This is a genomic window from Glutamicibacter sp. NPDC087344 (genome assembly GCF_044744225.1).
Classification (GTDB): domain Bacteria; phylum Actinomycetota; class Actinomycetes; order Actinomycetales; family Micrococcaceae; genus Glutamicibacter.
The window spans coordinates 51,112-72,360 of record NZ_JBIUXY010000010.1 but is presented as its reverse complement, the minus strand read 5'-3'; the positions used below and the strand labels follow the sequence as shown (position 1 = coordinate 72,360).

The following is a 21,249-nucleotide window of genomic DNA, read 5'->3' as shown; positions in this document are numbered from 1 at the left end:
TACCTCCAGGCTCAGCGCATCTGTTCCTGGATTCGCTGCGGAATCATGCTCACCCGCGGGGTCAGGGTCTGCGGGGTGAATTCCGGGTCGATGCACTCGTCCCAGTACTTCAGGTGAATCTCGTCGATCCAGTGGGTTGAGTCGCGGACTTCGATGCCGCCTTCGCCTTGGATGCTGTACCAATACAGGTACTGGACTGCATCAAGTGTTTCGCTGAAGATCGTCTCAACATACATTTTCTCCCCGTCCAAGGTTTCAAGCACGGCCGGCATATTGTTATTGAGAAACTCAAGCCATTGATCTACCTGCTCGGTTTTGCCCGGCTTGACACGAAAACGCATCAGTTCGATGTTCATGGCACCTAGGATACAACGCGAAAACCCGGGGCAAATGATGAGTTCATTTGCCCCGGGCTTTCGATGCCGCAGGAGGTCCCGGACTATTATTCGGTGGCCAGCCCCTGAACCGGGGAGAGTTTCGCCGCGCGGCGCCCCGGGGTGATGGAGGCCAGCAAGGCGGCCACGATGCTCACCACCAGCACCAGTGCCAGCTGCAACCACGGAATTTCGTAGGTCATTTCACCGACCGTTGACAGTGTCGCGTGCGCTCCGAGCAGTCCGTACACCACACCGAGGACCAGGCCGAGCAGGGCGGCCACCCCGCCGATCAGCACCGCTTCCTGGGCCAGCATGGCTCGCAGCTGCTTCTTCTTCAGGCCCAGGGCCCGCAACAACGAGTTCTCGCGGGTGCGTTCGAGCACCGAGAGGCTCAGGGTGTTAGCCACACCGATCAGCGCAATCAATACCGCGACCGCCAGCAGCGCGGAAACGATGGCCAACAACACGTCGATGACCTGGGAGAACATGGCGTTCTGCACCACGCCGCCGTCAATCATGTACGACTCGACGTTCGCCACATCACCGATGTTATCCACCAGTTCGGTGATCTGGGAGGTGGAAAGGTTGGGCTCAACCTTGATCAGCACACCGGTATTTTCACCGCCCATGTCATCCAGGCTCAGCCGCTCGAACGTATTTTGGGTGACCAAGTCCTGATAGAGCGAAGCCGAGGAGACCTTCACGGAAAGCTCCTGACCTCCAATGGTGAGGGTTTCGGGCTGCTTGACACCGCCGGTGTTGACCCGGATGATCTGGCCGTCCTCAGGCACGATGTCCTGGTCCAGGGCCACCTTGGAGAAGGTTTGCGGGTCAACACCCAGCAGCGAGATGGCACCGAATTCTTCCTGACCGGCAATTTCTGCGTAGCCTGACACGAAGGTGGACGTCTGCTCGATGCCGTCGAGGGTCAGTAGTTCCTGAGCGAGGTTTTGGGCCTTGGCACCGTCCTCGCCGTTCTGGTCCAGGGTGAGGATCAGGTCAACCGGGAACTCCCCCGCAATGGAGTTGTTCAGGCTCGCCTTGGCCGTCTGTCCTCCCACCATGATCATGGAGACCAGGGTGACACCAATGAGCAGGGCCGTGGCGGTCGCGGTGGTGCGCCCCGGGTTGCGCACCGCGTTCAGCGCCGCCAAACGCCCGGCAACCGAGCGTCCGGCTACAAGTCGTCCGATACCGAACACGCTGGCCGGGACGAACAGTGAGGCGAGCATCAGGATGCCGGGGAAGGACAACAGCCCGCCGCCAAAAGCGATCGGCAACGATCCTTTGACGGTCCCCCAGATCAGCAGGCCGGCTCCGGCCAGGGTCAGCAGTGCACCGAAAACGATCCGCATTTTGCCTGCGCGGTTTTTGACGCTTGCCGCATCAAAGGGGCGCAGGGCTGCCAGCGGGGCCAGTTTCATGGCCCGGCGGGCCGGGAGGCTTGCGGCAATCACCGTCATGGCGATACCCACCACCAGCGGAACTACCAGTCCGGTGGGATTCAGGGCCAGGGTGGCGTAGGACAGGTTCGGCACCAATACATGCAGCAATTGAATCAGGCCAGCCATCAAGGCAACGGCAAGGGCCACGCCAATGACCGAGGCGAGGATGCCGATCACCACGGCTTCGATGAGCACGGAGCTGCGGATTTGTTTCCGTTTGGCTCCCAGGGTGCGCAGCAGTGCCAGTTCACGGGTGCGCTGGGCAATCACCACGTTGAAGGTATTCACCACCACCAGCCCGGTGACCACCAGTGCCACCAGGGCAAAGATCAGCAGCACCACGGTGAGCTGATCGGTGCCGTCGGTCAGCGAGGCGACGTCCTTGATGACCTTTTCATCCGCGGTCAACACCGCAACGTCTTTCATCTGGTGCTCGGCAAAGTAGCTGGCTAGCGCCTGCTGCGCTCCGGGAACCGAATCTTTGGCGTTGATCACAATGTTCTGGAAAGAGGTTACCTCGCTGGCAATCTTTGCCCAGGACGATTCCTCCATTCCGGCCATGGCATAGCCGGAGAGTTGCGGATCGGTGCTGGTGCGCTGGATGCCCACCACCTTCATGTCCTTGGTCGACTCCGCAACGGTCAGCCCCACGGTGTCCCCCACCGAGACTTTCATCTGTTCGGCGTGCGCATCATCGATGATGACCTCGTTGGCGTTCAGCGGTGCACGGCCTTCAAGCAGTTCCATGCCGCCGAGGTTTTGTTCGGCGGAAACCGGCTGGAGCAGCACCTGGTAGCCGTTATCTGAGGTGTGCAGCTCGGCGGATTCGAAGGCCGTGCCGTAGGCGGTGGAGACTTCTGGGAGTTCCCGGATCGCCTGGACCAGTTTTGAATCGATGTCGGTGAATTCGAAGTTCGCGTCGCCCCTGACCAGTTCCCAGTCCTGGAAGGCCACGAGGTCAGCGTTTTTGTAGGTATCACCCAAAGAGTTCTTCAGGGTGGCGCGTGTTGAAGTGTTCACGGCCAAGGTCGCCGCCAAGAACGCGGTGCCAATGGCCACCGCGAGGATCACGGCAATATACCGCCGCGCATAGGTTTTGATGTTTGAGAGGGCTACGTGCAGCATCGTTTACTCCGCCAAGGAGGCCAAAGCCTCGGTCACGGTGGCCACGGTCGGGTCCTCCAGCTGGCCGACAATGCTTCCGTCCTTCATCAACAGCACGGTGTCTGCGTAGGAGGCGGCCGCCGGGTCGTGGGTGACCATGATGATGGTCTGCCCCATTTCACGCGTTGAGGTCCGCATCAGCGAGAGCACCTCGGCACCGGTCCGCGAGTCCAGGTTTCCGGTAGGTTCGTCGCCGAAAACTACTTCGGGTCGGGTGAGCAGTGCGCGGGCCACGGCCACACGCTGCTGCTGTCCGCCGGAGAGTTCATGAGGTTTGTGGCTCAGGCGGTCGCGCAGCCCCAACGCGTCGATGACGGTGTTAAACCATTCGCGGTCATGGCTCTTGCCCGCCAAGGACAACGGCAACAGGATGTTGTCTTTGGCGTTGATGGTCGGCACCAGGTTGAAGGACTGGAAAACGAATCCGATCTGTTCACGACGCATCATGGTCAGTTCATCGTCGTTGAGCGTCATCAGGTCACGGCCGCCGATGATGATTTCACCGGCATCGGCGGTGTCCAATCCGGCCAGGCAATGCATCAGCGTCGATTTGCCGGAACCCGAGGGGCCCATGATGGCGGTGAAGCGGGAGCGGGCAAAGGACACATCGACTCCGCGCAGTGCTTCCACGCGGGTACTGTCATGTCCGTAGCTTTTGCTCAGGCCACGGGCTGAGACCGCATATTCGGTAAGGGGCAGAGTTTCAGATGTCATGTTTACAGACTATAAAACACCAAGAGAAACCCGTATCGGCCGACAGACCGGTCTTAAATCCGGTCGGCTCATACCCAGGTATGAGCCGGCCGTTCGGGCACTGGTCCCGGGGTTGAAGAAGCCTGCTTAGCAGCCCGAATGGTGTTCGGTGAGTCGGTGCGACTCGGGTTCAATTTGGAAGGTCGAATGCTCGATACTCACTTCAAAATGCGCGGCCACACACTGTTGCAGGTTGCGCAGCAGGCCTCCGGTCGCATCTGCGTCAAACATGTCGTCCTTGACCACGACGTGGGCGGTGAGGACCGGGAGGTTCGACGCGATCTGGCTCGCGTGCAGGTCGTGGACCGCCAACACCCCCGGTTGTTCTTCCAAATGGGAACGCACCGCGTTCAGATCAAGACCGCGCGGGGTGGATTCAAGCAGGATGTGGGTTGTTTCCTTGAGCAGGGCCACCGCGCGCGGCACAATCAGGGCGCTGATCAAAAGAGCCGCTACCGAGTCGGCGCGCATCCATCCGGTCAGTGAGATCACCACAGCGGCAATAATTACGGCAACCGAGCCCAGCGCATCATTCACCACTTCAAGGAACGCGGCGCGCATATTCAAATTCTGCCCGCGCTGCCCCGAAATAATGATCATGGCGATGATGTTTCCCGCCAGCCCCACGAAACCGAAAATCAGCAACCCGGTGGGCTGGACCTCTGGCGGGTCGAAAAGTCGCTGGACCGCGTCTACCGCGGCGTAGATTCCCACGGCCAACAGCAGGGCTGATTGCAAGGTGGCGGAGAGCACCTCGGCGCGGCGAAAACCCCAGGTGCGTTTCATGGTGGGTTTGCGCATGATCAGGTTCGCCGCGGTCAGCGCCAGGAGCAGTCCGGCGGTATCGGTGAGCATGTGCGCCGCGTCCACCAGCAACGCCAACGAGTTGGTCATGATTGCGCCGATCACCTCGGCGACGAGGATGCTGGCGGTAATCCCTAAGGCCCAGGCCAGACGCGTCCTGTTGGTGTGCGCGTGGTCATGCGAATGGTCATGTCCCATGAAACTACTCCTCGCTTCCCAAGGCCGGATGACCTTCATGCCACTGATGATGACGATTGGCCGGGCGGCCTAGGCGCAACGCTTGATTTTGCACGGCGGCCAGATCCTGGGCGTGATTCAAGGAGTACAAGCTGGCACGCCCTTGGGTGCGGACACTGACCAGGTCGCTGTCCTTCAGGCAGGACAGGTGGGCGCTGACCGTGCTCTGCGCCAGCCCCAGGTGCTCGGTGAGCTCCTTGACCTTGTGCTCACCGGTTTTCAGGTGTTCCAGGATCAACAATCGTGTTGGATCAGCCAACGCGTGAAAAAGCGCGGCGAGCTGAAGACGGTCCTGCGCCGTATCCGTTGCATCGATCTGAGACTCTATAATCGCCATATGACGATGTTAGCAGTTTTCAACGTTGCAAAACAGGTGCCGCTTAACCCCAATGTCATCTCACAATGGCAAAATTGAGGAATGAACAACGATCTCATCATTGGTGACGATGGATTAGCCCGTCCCCCTTGGGCCGCGAGCAACGAGATGCTGCGCAATTACTATGACACCGAGTGGGGAATGCCAGTCACCAGTGAGATCGGCCTGTTCGAGCGGCTCAGCCTGGAATGTTTCCAGTCGGGCCTGTCCTGGGCCATCATCCTCTCCAAACGAGAGGCCTTCCGGGACGCGTTCGCTTTCTTCAACCCCGAGCAGGTCGCGCTATTCTCCGAAGCCGACTTTGAACGGCTCATCGAAGACTCGAGAATCGTCCGCAATCGGCTGAAGATTCGCGCCACGATTGCCAATGCGCAGGCAACGCTGGCCCTGCGCGACGAAGGAGGCCTGGCGGATTTCATCTGGTCCTACAAACCCGCGCATACCCCCACACCAGTAACACTGGACGAAATCCCCACACAAAGCGACGAGTCGAAACTCCTCGCCAAAGCGTTGAAGAAACGGGGATTCAAATTTGTTGGGCCAACCACCATGTTCGCGTTAATGGAAGCCGTGGGAATCGTCGACACCCACTTGATCGGCTCCCACCGCCGGGGAAGTTCGGGTGTTTGGCAAGCCTAGGCTAAGCACCGCAAGCCTTCAGAGCATACAAAAATGAGGCCTACCAGGGTGTGCGATCCCGGTAGGCCTCATTTTCTGCGACTCGGTTGACTGAGCAGGTCAACCGCTTCCCTTTCCCCTCATTTCAAGCCGGCGAAGCCGACCACCAGAGCAGGATGAGCATTTCCTGGCTCTCGGTGAACAAGCCGATTTGCATCGGTCAAGTTTGTCGCTTCTCCCGACCACACACGGGAGAAGCTCTGGAATAAGCATAACCCACCTAGGGGTAATAACGTCAACCCAAAGATGCTAATTTCTTAAAAATTAACTTAGGTTGCTCTAACTTACTACTTCGATGCTTCCTCAAAGATCTGTCCAACGGCGCTGCGCTTCTCCGCCTGGAAGTCGTCTTCGGCGCGGCCGAAGGCCCAATAAGCCGACAACGACATGTCTCGACGGTCCACACCACGCTCGTTGTAGAAGTACGCACGCAGCTTTTTGCTCACCTCGCGCTCACCGTGGGCGAAAACCTGAACGCGACCCTGCGGCCACGGGAATTCCCGCACCGCAGATTCCAACACCGTGCTCTGCGGATCGAATTCAGCGTTGCGGTGGATCCAGCGAATCTGGACACCAGCCGGCGCCTTGAGTTCCATCTCGTCTTCAGGGCCGGAAACCTCGATGATCGCCACGCCGCGCATCTGCTCAGACATGGATTCCAGGGCCGCGGCAATGGCGGGAATCGCGGTTTCGTCGCCCGCCAGGAAATGGAAGTCGAATTCTTCCTGCGGGTAGTACAGCCCACCGGGTCCGGCGAAACACACACTGTCGCCAATCTGGGCATCGCGCGCCCAAGGACCTGCTAGTCCCTCGTCGCCGTGGACCACAAAATCAACGTCAATCGTGCCAGCCTGGGCGTCACTGCTTCGCACGGTATAGGTGCGTCGCACCGGCAGGTCTTCCAGGGGCAACTTCTCGCGCAACTCTTCCATGTCGTAGGGAGGAGTCAGGCCCAGTTCAGGTTTGGCGAACAGAATCTTGATATAACGATCCGTGACCGGCTTGTCCACGAATGACGCGAATCCAGGCCCGCCCAGGGTCAGGCGCACCAAATGCGGGGCGATCTGTTCCCTGCTCAAAACCTGCAGTACGGTCAGTGGACGGGCGGCGCGTGCGCCGCCCTGTGGGCGATCGGCTTGGGGATTGGCCACGAGAGCACTTCCTATCTGAATAAGACTAAATATCTCAATCCTAATTCACCCCAGCGTGACACCCTATTTTGCGAAGGTCGGCGCACCTTCGAAAACAGCCAGCCCGGCGCGCTCGGCTTCGCTCAGTCGTTGCACACGGCCCACTGCCGGGTCAAAGTAGGCAAGCGTTGTCGCGGCCTTAACGCACAGGTAGTCCTCGATGGGATCGCGAAATTCGTAACAGATCTCAAAACTGGCCGGTTTGATGTTCGCGACCCACAGGTCGACGTTCACCGGAACATTACGATATTCCAGCGGGCGCGAATAACGTACGCGGTGTTCAACAACAAGGATCTGGACTCCGGCAGGGACTGCAGAAAAAATGTCGGCCTTCGGGCTTACCCCGGGAGCACCGGTGCCGCCAGGTACCCCAAAACCGGCAATACGGGCTTCCTCCATCAGCCTGATCAGGTTCACGTTATTAACGTGACCGTAGGCATCCATATCGCCCCAACGCATGGGAACCTGCACCCGTAGTGATACAGCTGGCATTACTTCTCCTCGTGAAAATCCGTCTCGTCGCTAACCAGCCCCAGCCGGCTCAGCCCCTGCAAGATCCGCGCCCCGTCAGGCTCATATACCCATGGAATACCCGGTGTGGTGCGCCAGAGTTCCTGCGAGCGCCCGCCTGCTAACACCGCTTCGGAGGGAGTGAGCTGGCGAATCACAATTGCACGCACATGCTCTGGATAACGACGAGCGAACTCCGCATAAATCGCCGGGTCGTGTTGTCCGTCGTCGCCAATCAGCACCCAAGAAATTTGCGGGAACTCCTCGGCCAACCGGCGCAGTTGGTCCACCTTGTGCTGTTGGCCGCTGCGAAACCAGGCGCGGTCGGTGGGTCCCCAATCGGTCAACAAGAGCGGCCCACGCGGATAAAGGTTGCGAGACATAAAACGCTGCAACGTCTGGGCGACATTCCACGCGCCGGTCGACAAGTAGATGGTGGGACTCTGTGGATGCTCGTGCAAGATCCGCTGCATCATCACCGCCATACCGGGTGTCGCCACCCGGGCATGTTCGGAAAGGACAAATGAATTCCAGGCCGCGAGCAGCGGCCGGGGCAAGGCGGTCACCACCACGGTGTCGTCCACGTCGCTGATCACCCCGAAACGCTGGCTTTCATCAATGACCAAGATCTTGGCGCGGGCGTCTTCACCATCATGGGCTCGCAACGAAATTTCATGCCACCCAGGGCTCAGGTCCACCGCGAGTTTGGCGTCGAGTACCCCGCCACGATCTGCCTGCACTTCAAAGTGCTGCCCCGCAACATTGATGGAGACCTTGCCGCCAGGAAGGATTGGGGAGATAAAGTTTCGAAATCCGCGGATTCCATCGGCGATGACTTGGGGTTTATGGTGCCCGTCCTCGAAGGCCCCCGGCTTGGCCAGAACAACCCGCGCAAGGACCCTGATCCACCCGCCGCTGGTACTGGCGTACCCGTAACCGAGGTAGGGCAAAATCACCGTTTCAAAGCCCTTACGCTCCCCAGCACGGGCCCTCCAGCGGTGAAATCCATCTTCTAACCTGGAGGCGACATGGCGCGCAACCCCGTCACTTGCAGCATGGCTCATGCCCCCAGTCTTTCATGTCTGGTGGCCTCCGAGGCGGTAAATCACAAAGTGTCGTTCCTCCCCTTGCGGTTTTCTACTTTACGTAGAAAACTAAAAGGTATGAAATACGATCACGACAACAACAATCCAGTCCTCGTCCTGAACGAAGAACAGTCTTGGGAGCTGTTGGCCCATACCTCGCATGGGCGTGTTGCCACCTCCGTCGCGGGGGACGTCGATATCGTCCCGGTTAACTACGGGGTTCATAACGGCAAATTGTTTTTGCGCACCGCGCCGGGCAACAAACTCGCTGCGATGACCATCAATGACAAGGTGGCGTTCGAAGCCGACGGAATCCTGGCCGACGAGGCTTGGTCCGTTGTGGTGCACGGTACCGCGGAGATCCTGGAACGCGAGGCGGATATCCAAGAAGCCCGCGAAAGCGGGGTGAGCCCATGGATTCCAACCCTCAAGGATTTCTGGGTCCGCATACACGTGCGGTCGATCTCCGGCCGCCACTTCCAGCTAGGCGAGCAGCCCGAAGTCATCTAGCCGTGGGTGCTGGCTCGCCAGCACGCACCGCACGACCTAGTGGGTGTAGGGATAAAATCCCTCCCCGCTCTTGCGCCCGAGTTTTCCCGAGCGCACTTTCTCGGTGATGAGCTGGTGGGGACGGTCTTGTTCTTCCCCGCTCTGCGCATAGGTCATTTGAGCAATAAAGTCGATCACGTCGAGGCCCACTAGGTCCATCAGCTCAAAGGGTCCCATGGGATGCCCCAGGGCTGTGCGAGCGGTGGTGTCGATGTCGTCGATGCTCGCAACCCCAGCTTCGGCCAGTTCCAGCGCCTCGCGGTTGATCGCGCCCATGATGCGGTTGGCGATAAAACCCGGGATTTCCTTGTTCACCAGGACAGGTTCTTTGCCCAGGCGCTTGGCGACCCCCATGACCGCCTGCACGGTGGCGTCGCTGGTCTGCCCGTTGCGCACGATCTCCACGCACTTCATGACCAAGGCCGGGTTGAAGAAGTGCATGTTGCATACCAACGCCGGCCGCCCACTGGCCGCAGCGATAGCTGACGAAGGCAGGGTCGAGGAATTGGTGGCCAGGATGGCGTGGGTGGGAGCAACACAGCCGAGCTGCGCGAAAATCCGCTCCTTAATCTCCCGTTGTTCCACGGCCGCTTCAATTACCAGGTCCGCCTGCCCTGCGCTGCGCTCAAGGTCGGTTGACTGGCTCAGCCGCCCCAAGGCCAGCTCGGCATCTTCCCTGGCCATTTTTCCCTTAGCCACCCGGGAGGCTGCCCAGCCCTCCAGCTCGGCACGGGCCTCGCGTAATACCTGAGCCGAGACATCCTGCAGGATGGTGGCATATCCCGCCAGCGCACAGCTCATCGCGATCTGCCGCCCCATGGTTCCGGCACCAATCACCAAGATGCGCTCGATCATCATAATTCTCTTTTCTTGTTCGACATCTGGCGCAAACTATCCGCGTAGATACACCGTGGTGGACTGCGTGTAAAACTCGCGGGCGGCAGCCCCCTGTTCCTTGGGACCGTAACCCGAGGCTTTGGCCCCACCGAATGGAAGGTGCGGATCTGCACCGGAAGATTCCGAATTAACATGCAAAATCCCTACCGTGAGTTCCTGTTGCGCGGCCACCACGGTGGACAGGTCTCGGGTGAACAATGCCAGGCTCAGTCCGAATTCCGAATCCTCGGCGGCTTCAAAGGCTTCTGCCGTTCCGCGAACCCGCACGACGCTGAGCACCGGAGCGAAAAACTCATCACGCCACGCGGTGTTCTGGCGTCCGGCCGCCCCCGCGGGCAGCAGGAGGATGGTTGGCGCGATGAAACTACCGCCGGTCGGCGCTGCACCGGCATAAAATACCGTTGCTCCTTGCCCAATTGCCTGATCTATTCCGTTGCGGACAGACGCCGCGCTGCGAACATCAACCAGTGGGCCCATGTTGACCGACGGGTCATGGGGGTCTCCGGTCACCCACGTATCCAACCGCGTTGCGAGCTTGGCCAAAAACTCGTCGGCAATCGTGTCATCCAAGATCAGCCGGCTGGTGGCGGTGCACTTTTGTCCGCTGGAGCTGAATGCTCCCAGCAGAACTTGCTCGCTGGCTAATTCCAGGTCGGCGTCGGCGAGTACCACCGACGCGTTTTTGCCACCCATTTCAGCCTGCACCGGGATGCCCCGCGCCGCGCCGGCAGCGCAGAGCCTGCGCCCTACCCGGGTGGACCCGGTGAAACTAACCGCGTCGAGGTGTTCATGTTCCATGAACGTATCACCCAGCGCACCGCCGCCAAGCACAAGGTTTAACACCCCGGCCGGCAGACCCGCGTGAGCCAAAGCTTGCACTAAACGCATCGCGAGCAGTGGCACCGCACTGGCCGGCTTGAACACCACGGTATTGCCAAAGATCAGCGCCGGAGCGATTTTCCAGGCCGGGATCGCAATAGGAAAGTTGAACGGGGTGATCACCCCGATGACACCCAGGGGTTTATGGGTCACTAAAATCTGTTCCCCGGCGCGCGGGGAATGGAACACACTTCCGGCGGCACGCTCGGCTTCGGCAGCGTAGTAGCTGAGCACCTGCGCGGCGCGTAATACCTCTCCGATTCCCTCAGATCTGGTTTTGCCTTCCTCGGTGCAAAGCTGTTCGCCGAAGTCCTGGGCATGTTTTTTGAGGTAAGCCGCGGCCTTGAGCAGGATCGCGCCGCGCGCGGCCATGGGCAGCGCGGCCCAAGATTTTTTGGCGGCAACGGCGGCCTGGAATGCCTGATCTACCTGCTTGACGCTGGCCGCGTTGCCCGAGGCCAAGACCCGGTTGGGGTCGATAACACTGCGAGTATCAATGGGGTCGGCTTCACCAGAAACCCACTGGCCGTTGATGTATTGATCTAGCGTGGCAAGTAGTGTGGTGCCAGGCGAAAGGGTCATCGAGTTTTACCTTCTCTCATCTTGGTTGCGCTTAGCGGAAGGCCGGAACACCGGTGAGTTTGTTACCCAGGATCAGGGTATGGACCTCATCGGTGCCCTCGTAGGTGCGCACCGATTCCAAGTTGTTTGCATGACGCAATGGCGAGTACTCCAAGGTGATTCCGTTGCCACCAAGGATGGTGCGAGCCTCTCGGCAGATTTCGATGGCTTCGCGGCAGTTGTTGAGTTTGCCTACGGAAATCTGGTGGAGGTCCAAGGTACCTGCATCCTTCTGCCGGCCGATGTGCAAAGCCAGCAGGAATCCCTTGTTGATTTCCAGAGCCATGTCCACCAGCTTCTGCTGAGTCATCTGGTACCCGGCCAACGGTTTGTCGAACTGCAACCGCTCCTGGGAGTATTTCAAGGCCACTTCAAAGGCATCACGGGCAGCACCCATGGAGCCCCAAATAATGCCGTAGCGAGCTTCATTGAGGCAAGAGAAGGGACCTTTCAGGCCCTTGACCTCGGGGAGTACTGCTGTGCCGGGCAATCGCACGTCGATAAGTTCGATTTCGCACTGGATCGAGGCTCGCATGGAGAGTTTCGACTCGATGGGGGTCGCCCGGAAACCGGGGGTGTCGGTAGGCACCACAAATCCGCGAATCCCCTCATCCGTCTGTGCCCAGATGACCGCGACCTTGGCGACATTGGCCAGGCCGATCCACCGTTTTGAGCCGTTGAGCACCCAATCTTCGCCGTCACGGCGTGCAAAGGTTTTCATGCTGGAGGGGTCCGATCCGGCAGTTGGTTCGGTCAACCCAAAACATCCAATGGCCTCACCTTTGGCCATCTGCGGCAACCATTCCTGCTTCTGCGCTTCGGAACCATGTTTGTAAATGGCGCTCATGGCCAAGGAGCCCTGAACCGAAACGAAGGTGCGCAGGCCCGAATCCCCCGCTTCCAGTTCGGCTCCGGCCAGCCCGTACTCCACCGCTGAGCGCCCGGCGCACCCGTAACCGTTCAGGTGCATCCCCAACAGGCCAAGCTTTGCCATTTCGGGAACAATTTCCAGCGGGAAGATGGCGTCTTCATACCAGCGGGCAATATTCGGTTTGATGCTTTCATTCACGAAGCTACGCACAGAGCTGCGTAACGCGAGCTCCTCAGCAGTGAGCAGCGCATCAAAGTTGATCAGGTCTGCCGGATCCAATACGTTTTCTGCCAATGCCACGGGGTGCTCCTTCAGAGTCGTCAAACATGGAATGAGTACGGTGTTGCGCTGAGGATCAGTACCGCACCATTGAATTGCCTACCTATGAAACTACGGAACTTCGACACATCGCGCCTTAGATAACCTGTACAAAGAAATGCAAATTATCAGATACTTTTTCTATGATCACTCTGCTTCAACTCGGTACGGCGCTTGCAACAGACCTGGAACCCGGCCCCACCGGGCGCTATAGCGCCACCCCAATTACCGGAGTTCACGTCTCCGAGTTGGAGGATCCCACCCCCTACCTGGCAGGCGGTGAACTGCTGCTGACCACCGGCATGATCTTCGCCCATGGCCAGATCGATCCGGTGGCATACGTTCAACGTCTGCGGGAGAAATCGGTGAAGATTCTGGGCATTGGGCTGGGCCCCTCGCTCACAACGATCCCCGCCACGTTGGCCAAGGCCTGCGCCGAGACGAATCTGGAGCTGGTTATCGTCCCGGATCAGGTGCCATTTCAAAACGTCTCGCGGGCCTACTGGAATCTGGCGATACGCAGTAGCAACGCTGACCTGATGGATTCGCTCGGAACCCAAACTGCCCTGGCCCGCGCCGCCATGCGTCCGGACGCGATCCCCGCCGTGGTGCGTGGCCTGGCTCAATCACTGGGCGGCTGGGCGGCGTTTGTGCCAAGTTTTGGTGAGCCTGAGACCGTGTGGCCTGCCTCTGCACGGCAGTTTATGCCCCAGGTCCTGAAGGAAACGCAGCGGATCGACAAGCTTGAGGCACCCAGCGCAGCGACCTTTGAAATTTTGAACCAGCCGGTGGTGCTCTATCCGGTGCTGATCAACGCGCGAGTTTATGGGGTGTTGGCGCTCGGGCCGGGGCGGCGGCTGACACCCGCAGACCGTCAGGTCATCACCACGGTCTGCGTACTGCTAGCAATGCGTTCACGCCACCGAGAACAACGTGGCGAATCCGCCGCACTGCTTGGCGGTGCGGTGGCGAAACTTGCGGTGCGAGGACACCTCGAAGCGGCCAGGATGCTGGCCGAAGACTCCGGTTTGCCGGATCTCCCCTCAACCCTCAGGTTGCTCGCGCTCCGCACCCAAGGGAGTATTCCCGTAGCCATGGCCGCGGAATCCACCCGGGGTCTGGGCAGCCCAGAACCCCATGACCTGGGGCCGGCGCTGAAGGCTTCACCCTTCATTTTTGAGCACGAGACTTCACTGATTGCCTTGCTTGACGCGGCCTTGGTGACTGCGCTGGACGCACAACCGTTTGATGACTTGGAAGGCACCGAGTTTCAAGTATTAGGCCGCTCCCCCGGCAGGGCGCTGCAGGAGTCCCAGTCCGCCGCGGTACTCTCCGCGCCGATCCATGGTGATCAGCTCCCCGCAGTTTTCCAGGCGCTGCGCACGGCAATTCTCCGGGCGCCCAAGGGGACGCTGACGCACCTGGGTTCCAGCGAAGAAGCCAAGGCCTCCACCTGGGTCAAAACGCTGCGCGAGTATGCCAGAACCGATTTGGTTGCCACGGTGACCAGTTATCTACGGCACCGCGGCACCTGGGAGGAAGCCGCACGGGAGCTAGGGCTGCACCGAAATACGTTGCGTTACCGCATGCAGTTGGCCCAGTCGTTGCTCGGTGTGGATCTTGATGACCCGGATGTCTCGGCGCACCTGTGGTTGGCCCTGCGGCAAGCCGAAATGCAGGGATACTAACGCCTGCCCTCGATCTTTCCGGTGTCGGATAGCCATCCGCGGACCGCTTCGTTGTGGGCTCCGAGCTGCGGCGGAGCCAAGCGCGGAGTATCCAATGCCGGTGTCCAGGTGACCGGATGGCGCACCTGTTCACCGAGGAGCGCACCGCTCTCGTCCACGACTTCAATGGTGGGTTCAAGCCCCAGCGAAGCGGCATAGTCCAAACCTTCAGCAATGTTTGCCACCTTGCCGGCGGGGACTCCTGCCGCAGTTAATCGGCGTTGCCAGTTGGCCGCGCTGTCGGCTCGCAGCGCCTGTTCAAGCAACGGAATCAGCTCTTCGCGGTGCACAACACGCTGGGTGTTGGTGGCGAATTTCGACTCGCTACTCAGCCCTGGAACACCTAACTCGGCACATAACTTGATGAATTGCCCATCGTTGCCGCAAGCCACTGCCACCGACCCGTCGCTGCACCCCAGCAGCTGGTACGGAACGATGGATGGGTGGGCGTTGCCCATACGCTCAGCGATTTTCCCGGCGCCGAGGTAGGCCTGCCCCTGATTGGCCAGCGCTCCTTGCAGGCTTGAGAGCAGATTGACCTGCAGGTGCGCGCCACGACCGGTCGTCTGACGGTTTTGCAACGCGGCCAAGATCGCGATGGCAGCGTCTTTGGCGGTCAGGACATCCACCAGCGCCACGCCGGCCTTCACAGGTTCCGCATCCGGCTCGCCGGTAATCGACATCAGCCCGCCCAAGGCCTGGACGATAAAATCGTAGCCCGGGATTTTTGATCCGCCCGCCGAGCCGAATCCGGTGATCGAGGTGTAGATCAGTGAAGGATTCAGCGCGGCGAGCGATTCGTAGCCCAGACCCAGTTTCTCCATGCCCCCCGGTCAGGAAATTTTCCACCAGCACATCGGCCTTGGACGCCAAGTCGCGCGCCAGGCTGAGATCAGGCTCGCTGCGCAGGTCCAACGTTATTGACTGTTTGTTGCGGTTAACGGATTCAAAGTAGGTGGCTCCCGTGGCGGAGAACGGAGGACCCCAGCTGCGTGTGTCATCCCCCGTCCCGGGACGTTCAACCTTAATGACCTGCGCGCCGAGGTCGGCAAGGGTCATGGTGCACAGGGGGCCGGCCAAAACCCTGGAAAAGTCCGCAACCACAATTCCTTCCAATGGTCGTAGTCCGCCCATCTTCTTCCCCCTGATCGTTGAATCCATCCTTTCCAGCCTAGTTGCGCGCTTCTAGGCGAACTTGGTTCTTTTGCCCAAGTTCTTGTTGAGAATGCACAAATCCAATGAACCGGGGCGTTGCGCCGTTCGGCATGGCAGCGGGGTTCGACGAGGCGTTTACTCGGGTTGCCTTCCCGGCTCGGTCGCACCCGCCAAACGATATTCACCCTGCTGGAAGGCGATCGGGATCAGTTGAGTACGTTCATGAGGGCTGTCGTTGGGCGCATGGAACACCAGAAACTGTTCGCCGCGTGTGGTGTCAAGAAGCATGCCATGTCCCCCGTTACGTGCCCACAAGGCAGTACTCGATTGTTCCCAGGGGCCGAGCACATCACCGGTAGGCGAGGTGGCGACCCCAATGGCGTAGCCTTCCTCCCCGAAGCTCGACCAGAACATCACCAAGGACCCGTCCGGCGCCCGGGTCAGCGAGGGGCCATCGGTAAACAGTGGATTCTTCGCCAGCCCCAGTTCGGCCGGAGGCTCGATCCCCTCCGGGAATTTCAGCGGCCTGCTCCACGGTGCCGACGATGCCAGAAACAGCAATTGAGGTGTCCCGGCGGCTTCTCGCAGGTCCGTCGACAGCTGCAGCGCATACATCTGGCCATCCGAAACTGCAGGTTTTCCAGCGCCTCCAGCTTCTGCACCGCGGCTGTACACCAGCCATGGGACACCTTGGTCATCAACAAACAGCGTGCCGTCCAAACACGGTGTATCACGCGGGGTTACTGGCCCATCGCTCCACGGCAGATACGGCCCCGTTGCCTGATCGCTGTTCAAGATCGCGACCCCTCGGACCTTCGTAGAAGTGTCCAAAAACGTAGCGATGAGGAAAAAGGTGCCGTCGTATTCATGGATCTCGGGTGCCCAGAACTGGGATTCCGACCAGAAGCCGTCAGCTGGCCGGAATGCCGGGTAGGGGCCGGTCCATGATTCCAGATCCGTACTGGTGTAGCAGTCGAAACCTGTGGCGGGTCCACCCCACACATTGGCATCGGTTGTACCGAAGAGAAGGTAGTTGTTCGGGACTGGTTCAAAGATGAACGGGTCACGAATGCGGATCTCAGAGAGTTTGTGAACGGTCATGGGTTAACTTTCCTTAGAATCGAAGTCCGCCAGGTCGGGACTGACGGTGTAGTGCAGGAGGCCGACCTCGCCGGTGCGCGCATAGGCGCCGATAACTCGTCCGGTAAAAGACTCGGTGGTCTCAAAACTCCAGTAACGCCCGTCCAACTCGGTGAGGACCGCATGCTCGGTATCAGTAGACGCGAGCAGGGTGATCCGGTCGCCGCCGACAATGGGGGCGGCGTTGGCACCGCGTGCTGGTGCCGGGGTGAAATTGACGTGCAATTCAAGGTTCTCGCCCTGCAACTCGGCGGACCACGTCGATTGAATTCCGGCTAACGAAGCGCGGGCTGTGACGTTGATTTTCCCCGCAGTCTCAGTGGCTTCCAGCGCGATCCAATGCACCTCGGAACAACGCACCAGCAGTCCACCGCATCCCCGGCTGACGTTGACCCCTAGGCTGACCCGGCCTTTGTGATGCGTGATGCGGCGGCCAAGCATCGGCGCTCCAGCCAGGGATACATCGTTGTGCTCTCCACTAAGGACAAACGCTCCCTGGACTGGATCGTGCCTGCCCACGGTGGCGGGAAGCCGCCGGTCGGAGATCCATCCATGATCAAGCTCTGTGCTCTGCGCGAAGTCGATCGTGAACGCAGCCGGCCCCTCAGCCTGGTTTGGCGGAAGCAACCTCGCCTGTGGCCAGCCGTTTTCCCAGTGGACTTGTGCGGTGAAGGTCTCCCTGCCAAGCGGGGAAAACGCCCGGGTGAATCCCACGGGCCGCACCCCCAGCAGCACCCAGAGGGAGCTTCCGTCAGGAAGATCAACCATGTCGGCATGGCCGACGTTTTGAATCGGGTAGTCGGTGCTGCGTTTGGTGAGGACGGGATTTTCCGGATGGCCTTCAAAAGGGCCCCTGGCTGAACGCCCCCGCGCGATGCTCACCCCGTGTCCCCGCTCGGTGCCGCCTTCGGCGATCAACAGGTACCACCAGTCTCCGCGCTGATAGATATGCGGACCTTCCGGCGTGAGCAGACCGGTACCCGACCACAGCTGCCGTGGCTCCTCGAGGGCGGAACCGTCGTGCAGGTCGACCGCTACCTGCAAAATCCCCTTCCCCCACGATGCGAAGGTGACAAGAGCTGTTCCGTCCTCGCTCCACACCAGGTCGGGGTCCAACCCATCAACTGAGGGTATTCGCACGCCGTCGCTCCACGGGCCAGCGGGGTCGGTGGCCGTGTAGAGAACGCAGCCATGCCCGCTGAACATGATCGAAACGATTACATAGAATACTCCGTTGCGGTGGCGGATTGTCGGTGCCCAGACACCGCCGGGCGTCGGTGTTTGGCGCAGATTCGCTTGAGCCTCACGGGTGATCACGTTGCCCACCTGTTCCCAGTTGGACAAATCAGTGCTGCGATAGACCGGGATCCCAGGAAGGTATTCAAAGGTGGAGGTCACCAGGTAATACACACCGTTGGCCTCAACGATGCTGGGGTCCGGGTTGAACCCGGGAAGGATTGGCTGCGGCAATCGATGCTGCTGGGCATCGGTCGAACTTACACTCATGTCATCTCCCTAGAAAGCGGAGCCACCCACCGGTTGCTCATCAGATTCAACGATGTACCGGTGCTGGCACAAGAACCCTAGCATTTCACCGACCACTTGTTAAGTGAAATATTTCGGCGAGTGTAAGATGAGTGATCAGAGAGGGGTTATATGCAACCTGACAGCAAAAGCACGACGCCTAAACGGCCCAGCACCCGCGCAGAGTCCAAACGCCAAACGCGCGAAGCCCTCTTGGACGCTGCAGTCGCGTCCATCATCGAGGTCGGCTACAACGGGACCTCACTACGTGAGGTTGCCTCCCGGGCAGGCCTATCCCACACCGGGCTCCTGCATCATTTCCCCGACAAACCCAGTTTGCTCAACGCAGTACTCGACGACAGGTTATACGGAGCGGCAAACGTCTTTCCTTTGCATTCCACCGATGGCGCGACGTTCATCCGCGCCCTGATAGATATCGCGCAGCGCGACGCAAAAAACCCTTCAAATGTGGCCCTGTTAAGCATCCTCGGCGCCGAGGCGACAAGACCTAGCCACCCGGCGCACAACTACTTCAAACAATGGCATGCCGAGGTTCGCCGCCGGCTAACCCATGCGTTCGAAGACCTCCGGGAGCAAGGACGTTATCACAGCACTGTTGCTCCGGAGATTGCCGCGATACACGTTGCGTCGATGAGGGATGGTTTGCACGTCCAGTGGCTGATGACCCCCACCGAAATCGATCTGGTGAACACCATCCGCAGCCAGTTCGGGCTGTATGTCACACTCGAATCCTGAACCTCTGGGTATCGCCGGCCCCCCCGGCCACGCATTAGATCGTCTTGCGCAGCGGAACTTCCTTGATGAAGATGATGCAGATGAAAGCCACCGCGGCGACGGCCGCCGAAACCAAAAAAATCAGTCCTGTCGCTTCGCCATATGCCGATTCAACAACTGCCCGCACCTGAGGCGGCATTCCCGACAGGTTCAGCGAGTCGCCGCTCCCACCGGAGGCGGAGCTCAGTCCCAACTTCTTGAGCCCCTCGGAGACCAAGGCTGTGACTTGGGCGGCGAGCATGGCGCCAAGGAACGCAACACCGGCCGAGCCGCCCACCGAGCGGAAAAACGCCACCGATGAGCTGGCGGCCCCGATGTCGGTGACCTTCACGGTGTTTTGCACGGCCAGCACGAGGTTCTGCAGCATAAATCCCATACCCACGCCGTTGAGGAACATCCCAATGGCAAGGACCCAGTATTCGGTGTCATGATGCATTGTTCCCAGCAGCCCCAGCCCCGCGACGTTGAGCAGGGAACCGATGACCAAAAATATTTTCCACCGGCCGAAGCGGGTAATCATCTGGCCAGCAAAGACCGAACCGAAGTAGTTTCCGACGATCATCGGCAGGGTCATCAGCCCGGCCGCCGTTGGCGTAGCTTCCCGAGCGATCTGGAAATACTGCCCGATGAAGGCTCCACTGCCAAACATCCCCACACCAATCGCAATCGAGGCAATGATCGCCAAGGACGTGGTGCGGGTGGCAATAATTTTTAGCGGAATGATCGGTTCCATGACATGGGATTCAACCAGCAGCAAGGCCACAGTCAGCACCACCACCGCGCCGAGCATGGTGTAGGTCTGCCAGGAATTAAAGGCGAAGTACTCGTCCTTGCCCACATAGGACACCCAGATCAGCAACGTGGAGACCGCAACGGTCAGCAACGCCGCCCCGCCCCAGTCAATCCGGACCTTGCGTTTCTGATGGGTCAGGTGAAGAGTCTTGTGGATCAAAATCATCGACAGTGCGCTGATCGGGATGCCGAAGAAGAAACACCAACGCCAGCCCAACGGCGAGTCGACGATAAATCCGCCCAGCAAGGGACCGGCTGCCGTGGAGACGGCCATCACCGCTCCGAAGTACCCGGAGTAGCGCCCACGTTCACGCGGAGCGATAACCGTGCCGATCACAGCCATGCCCATGGCCGTCAACCCGCCCATGCCCACACCTTGAATCACGCGGGCAACCAGCAGCACCGGAATGGACCACGCCATGCCCGCCAGGAATGAACCGAGGATAAAGATCAGGATGCCGGCTTGGAGCATCTTTTTCTTGTTGAACAGATCCGCCATCTTGCCCCAGATCGGGGTTGTGGCGGCGTTGGCCAACAAGGTTGTGGACAGCACCCAGTTGAAGTCAGTCTGCGACCCGCCGAGTTTATCCATAATGGTGGGTAGCGCGATAGCCACGATGGTCGCGGCAAGCATGGCGGCGAAAAACGAGGCAAGCACACCGGCAATCGAACGAAGCACCTCACGTTGGGTCATCGTCGGGGTGTCGGCGGACGCCTCTGTCAGGTCGGTGGGCTTCAACGATTCTTCGGACGGCTTACTCATGGGCGGTATCCTGCGATTCTTCGGCCTGCAGTTCACGGTGTTCCTGGATACCTTGGATCATTGAGTTGTTCAGCTCGTTCAAGGCATCAGCCACCAAAATCAGTTGCTGCTCGTCCCAGTCGGGCAGCAGCGCGCGCAGCCGCTGGATACGCAGTTGGGCGCGGGCTTCAAGCCGGTCGCTTCCGGCTTCGGTGACCCACAAAACCTGGCGGCGCGCATCGTGGTCGCTGGGGCGTTTATCAACCAGCCCGGCTTGTTCAAGTTCGGCTAGGTGGCGGCTCATCGCTGCCGTGCCGATCCCCAAATGACCGGCCAGATCGGCGGCATGTGTCGGTTGGCGCAGATCCAAGGTCTTGAGCACATGGTGCGAGGCGTTGGAGACTTCCGGGTCGGTGTGATCCAGATGCGAGAAAGAGCGCAGCAACCGCGAGGTCCGAGCCACTTCGTCCAGCAGACGCCCAAGCAACTCGGTCGGAGCCTCATTTGGTGGCCACTGCACAATATATCGCCTGCCTATCTTTGATGGTTCCCCTCCACTCTAAGATCAATTAGTTGCCTTGGTCAACGTTCTTCCGGGGTGCACTGAGGATAGGCTGGAG

General features: G+C 59.8%; 19 protein-coding genes and 1 pseudogene. 4 read left to right on the top strand and 16 right to left on the bottom strand.

All coding sequences use genetic code 11. From position 1 onward, the window contains the following. Positions 1-11 precede the first annotated feature (11 nt). From ACIOWL_RS16825 to ACIOWL_RS16805, 5 genes are all read right to left on the bottom strand, one after another. Complete coding sequence (locus tag ACIOWL_RS16825) at positions 12-356, bottom strand: DUF6176 family protein (RefSeq protein WP_400387649.1); 345 nt, start codon at positions 354-356, stop codon at positions 12-14. 86 nt (positions 357-442) lie between these two features. Then, positions 443-2,947: an ABC transporter permease gene (locus ACIOWL_RS16820; protein ID WP_400387646.1), complete on the bottom strand. Its 2,505-nt coding sequence runs from the start codon at positions 2,945-2,947 to the stop codon at positions 443-445. Positions 2,948-2,950: 3 nt separating this feature from the next. Next, on the bottom strand, positions 2,951-3,700 hold the full coding sequence (locus ACIOWL_RS16815; protein WP_400387643.1) for an ABC transporter ATP-binding protein: 750 nt from the start codon (positions 3,698-3,700) through the stop codon (positions 2,951-2,953). Between the two features lie 126 nt (positions 3,701-3,826). Beyond that, entirely contained in the window at positions 3,827-4,741 is a 915-nt protein-coding gene (locus ACIOWL_RS16810) for a cation diffusion facilitator family transporter (RefSeq protein ID WP_400387640.1), read from the bottom strand. 4 nt (positions 4,742-4,745) lie between these two features. Further along, positions 4,746-5,117 (bottom strand): ArsR/SmtB family transcription factor, encoded by a 372-nt coding sequence (locus ACIOWL_RS16805; protein WP_400387637.1) that lies wholly within the window; start codon positions 5,115-5,117, stop codon positions 4,746-4,748. A gap of 81 nt (positions 5,118-5,198) precedes the next feature. Between ACIOWL_RS16805 and ACIOWL_RS16800 the strand changes: the two genes are divergently transcribed. Continuing rightward, a complete protein-coding gene (locus tag ACIOWL_RS16800) occupies positions 5,199-5,795 on the top strand; it encodes a DNA-3-methyladenine glycosylase I (RefSeq protein ID WP_400387634.1) in 597 nt (198 codons plus the stop codon). 326 nt (positions 5,796-6,121) lie between these two features. On the opposite strand, the gene ACIOWL_RS16795 is transcribed toward ACIOWL_RS16800, so the two are convergent. From ACIOWL_RS16795 to ACIOWL_RS16785, 3 genes are all read right to left on the bottom strand, one after another. Continuing rightward, on the bottom strand, positions 6,122-6,985 hold the full coding sequence (locus ACIOWL_RS16795; protein WP_400387631.1) for a siderophore-interacting protein: 864 nt from the start codon (positions 6,983-6,985) through the stop codon (positions 6,122-6,124). 63 nt (positions 6,986-7,048) lie between these two features. Then, on the bottom strand, positions 7,049-7,516 hold the full coding sequence (locus ACIOWL_RS16790; protein WP_400387628.1) for an acyl-CoA thioesterase: 468 nt from the start codon (positions 7,514-7,516) through the stop codon (positions 7,049-7,051). After that, entirely contained in the window at positions 7,516-8,598 is a 1,083-nt protein-coding gene (locus ACIOWL_RS16785; RefSeq protein ID WP_400387626.1) for an App1 family protein, read from the bottom strand. Before ACIOWL_RS16785 ends, ACIOWL_RS16790 begins: the two co-directional genes overlap by 1 nt. Before the next feature lie 99 nt (positions 8,599-8,697). Between ACIOWL_RS16785 and ACIOWL_RS16780 the strand changes: the two genes are divergently transcribed. After that, positions 8,698-9,129, top strand: coding sequence for a pyridoxamine 5'-phosphate oxidase family protein (locus ACIOWL_RS16780; protein ID WP_400387623.1), 432 nt, complete (start codon positions 8,698-8,700; stop codon positions 9,127-9,129). Between the two features lie 36 nt (positions 9,130-9,165). On the opposite strand, the gene ACIOWL_RS16775 is transcribed toward ACIOWL_RS16780, so the two are convergent. From ACIOWL_RS16775 to ACIOWL_RS16765, 3 genes are read right to left on the bottom strand one after another with little or no spacing between them, the layout of a single operon-like run. Beyond that, positions 9,166-10,026, bottom strand: coding sequence for a 3-hydroxyacyl-CoA dehydrogenase family protein (locus ACIOWL_RS16775; RefSeq protein WP_400387620.1), 861 nt, complete (start codon positions 10,024-10,026; stop codon positions 9,166-9,168). A 33-nt stretch (positions 10,027-10,059) separates the two neighbouring features. Next, positions 10,060-11,526, bottom strand: a complete 1,467-nt coding sequence (locus ACIOWL_RS16770; protein WP_400387618.1) for an aldehyde dehydrogenase family protein — start codon at positions 11,524-11,526, stop codon at positions 10,060-10,062. Between the two features lie 31 nt (positions 11,527-11,557). Beyond that, the gene (locus ACIOWL_RS16765) at positions 11,558-12,736 is read right to left on the bottom strand and encodes an acyl-CoA dehydrogenase family protein (RefSeq protein ID WP_400387615.1); all 1,179 of its coding nucleotides are present in this window, start codon (positions 12,734-12,736) and stop codon (positions 11,558-11,560) included. Positions 12,737-12,897: 161 nt separating this feature from the next. Here ACIOWL_RS16765 and ACIOWL_RS16760 point away from each other — a divergent pair, with 161 nt between their 5' ends. Continuing rightward, positions 12,898-14,442, top strand: coding sequence for a PucR family transcriptional regulator (locus tag ACIOWL_RS16760; RefSeq protein WP_400387613.1), 1,545 nt, complete (start codon positions 12,898-12,900; stop codon positions 14,440-14,442). Here ACIOWL_RS16760 and ACIOWL_RS16755 read toward each other — a convergent pair. The 3 genes and pseudogenes from ACIOWL_RS16755 to ACIOWL_RS16745 all read right to left on the bottom strand — a co-directional run bounded on the left by ACIOWL_RS16755 (position 14,439) and on the right by ACIOWL_RS16745 (position 18,282). Continuing rightward, positions 14,439-15,615 (bottom strand): annotated as a pseudogene (locus ACIOWL_RS16755) (CaiB/BaiF CoA transferase family protein). The gene ACIOWL_RS16760 and the pseudogene ACIOWL_RS16755 sit on opposite strands and share 4 nt — an antisense overlap. A gap of 156 nt (positions 15,616-15,771) precedes the next feature. Beyond that, the gene (locus tag ACIOWL_RS16750) at positions 15,772-16,737 is read right to left on the bottom strand and encodes a glycoside hydrolase family 43 protein (RefSeq protein ID WP_400387612.1); all 966 of its coding nucleotides are present in this window, start codon (positions 16,735-16,737) and stop codon (positions 15,772-15,774) included. A 3-nt stretch (positions 16,738-16,740) separates the two neighbouring features. Next, positions 16,741-18,282 (bottom strand): glycoside hydrolase family 43 protein, encoded by a 1,542-nt coding sequence (locus ACIOWL_RS16745; RefSeq protein WP_400387609.1) that lies wholly within the window; start codon positions 18,280-18,282, stop codon positions 16,741-16,743. A gap of 150 nt (positions 18,283-18,432) precedes the next feature. On the opposite strand from ACIOWL_RS16745, the gene ACIOWL_RS16740 reads away from it, so the two are divergent. Further along, positions 18,433-19,056 (top strand): TetR/AcrR family transcriptional regulator, encoded by a 624-nt coding sequence (locus tag ACIOWL_RS16740; RefSeq protein WP_400387606.1) that lies wholly within the window; start codon positions 18,433-18,435, stop codon positions 19,054-19,056. 34 nt (positions 19,057-19,090) lie between these two features. Here ACIOWL_RS16740 and ACIOWL_RS16735 read toward each other — a convergent pair whose 3' ends face one another. Both ACIOWL_RS16735 and ACIOWL_RS16730 read right to left on the bottom strand, forming a co-directional pair. Then, the gene (locus ACIOWL_RS16735; protein WP_400387603.1) at positions 19,091-20,650 is read right to left on the bottom strand and encodes an MFS transporter; all 1,560 of its coding nucleotides are present in this window, start codon (positions 20,648-20,650) and stop codon (positions 19,091-19,093) included. Continuing rightward, on the bottom strand, positions 20,643-21,149 hold the full coding sequence (locus ACIOWL_RS16730) for a MarR family winged helix-turn-helix transcriptional regulator (RefSeq protein WP_400387600.1): 507 nt from the start codon (positions 21,147-21,149) through the stop codon (positions 20,643-20,645). The genes ACIOWL_RS16735 and ACIOWL_RS16730 overlap by 8 nt, the downstream gene beginning before the upstream one ends. Positions 21,150-21,249 lie beyond the last annotated feature (100 nt).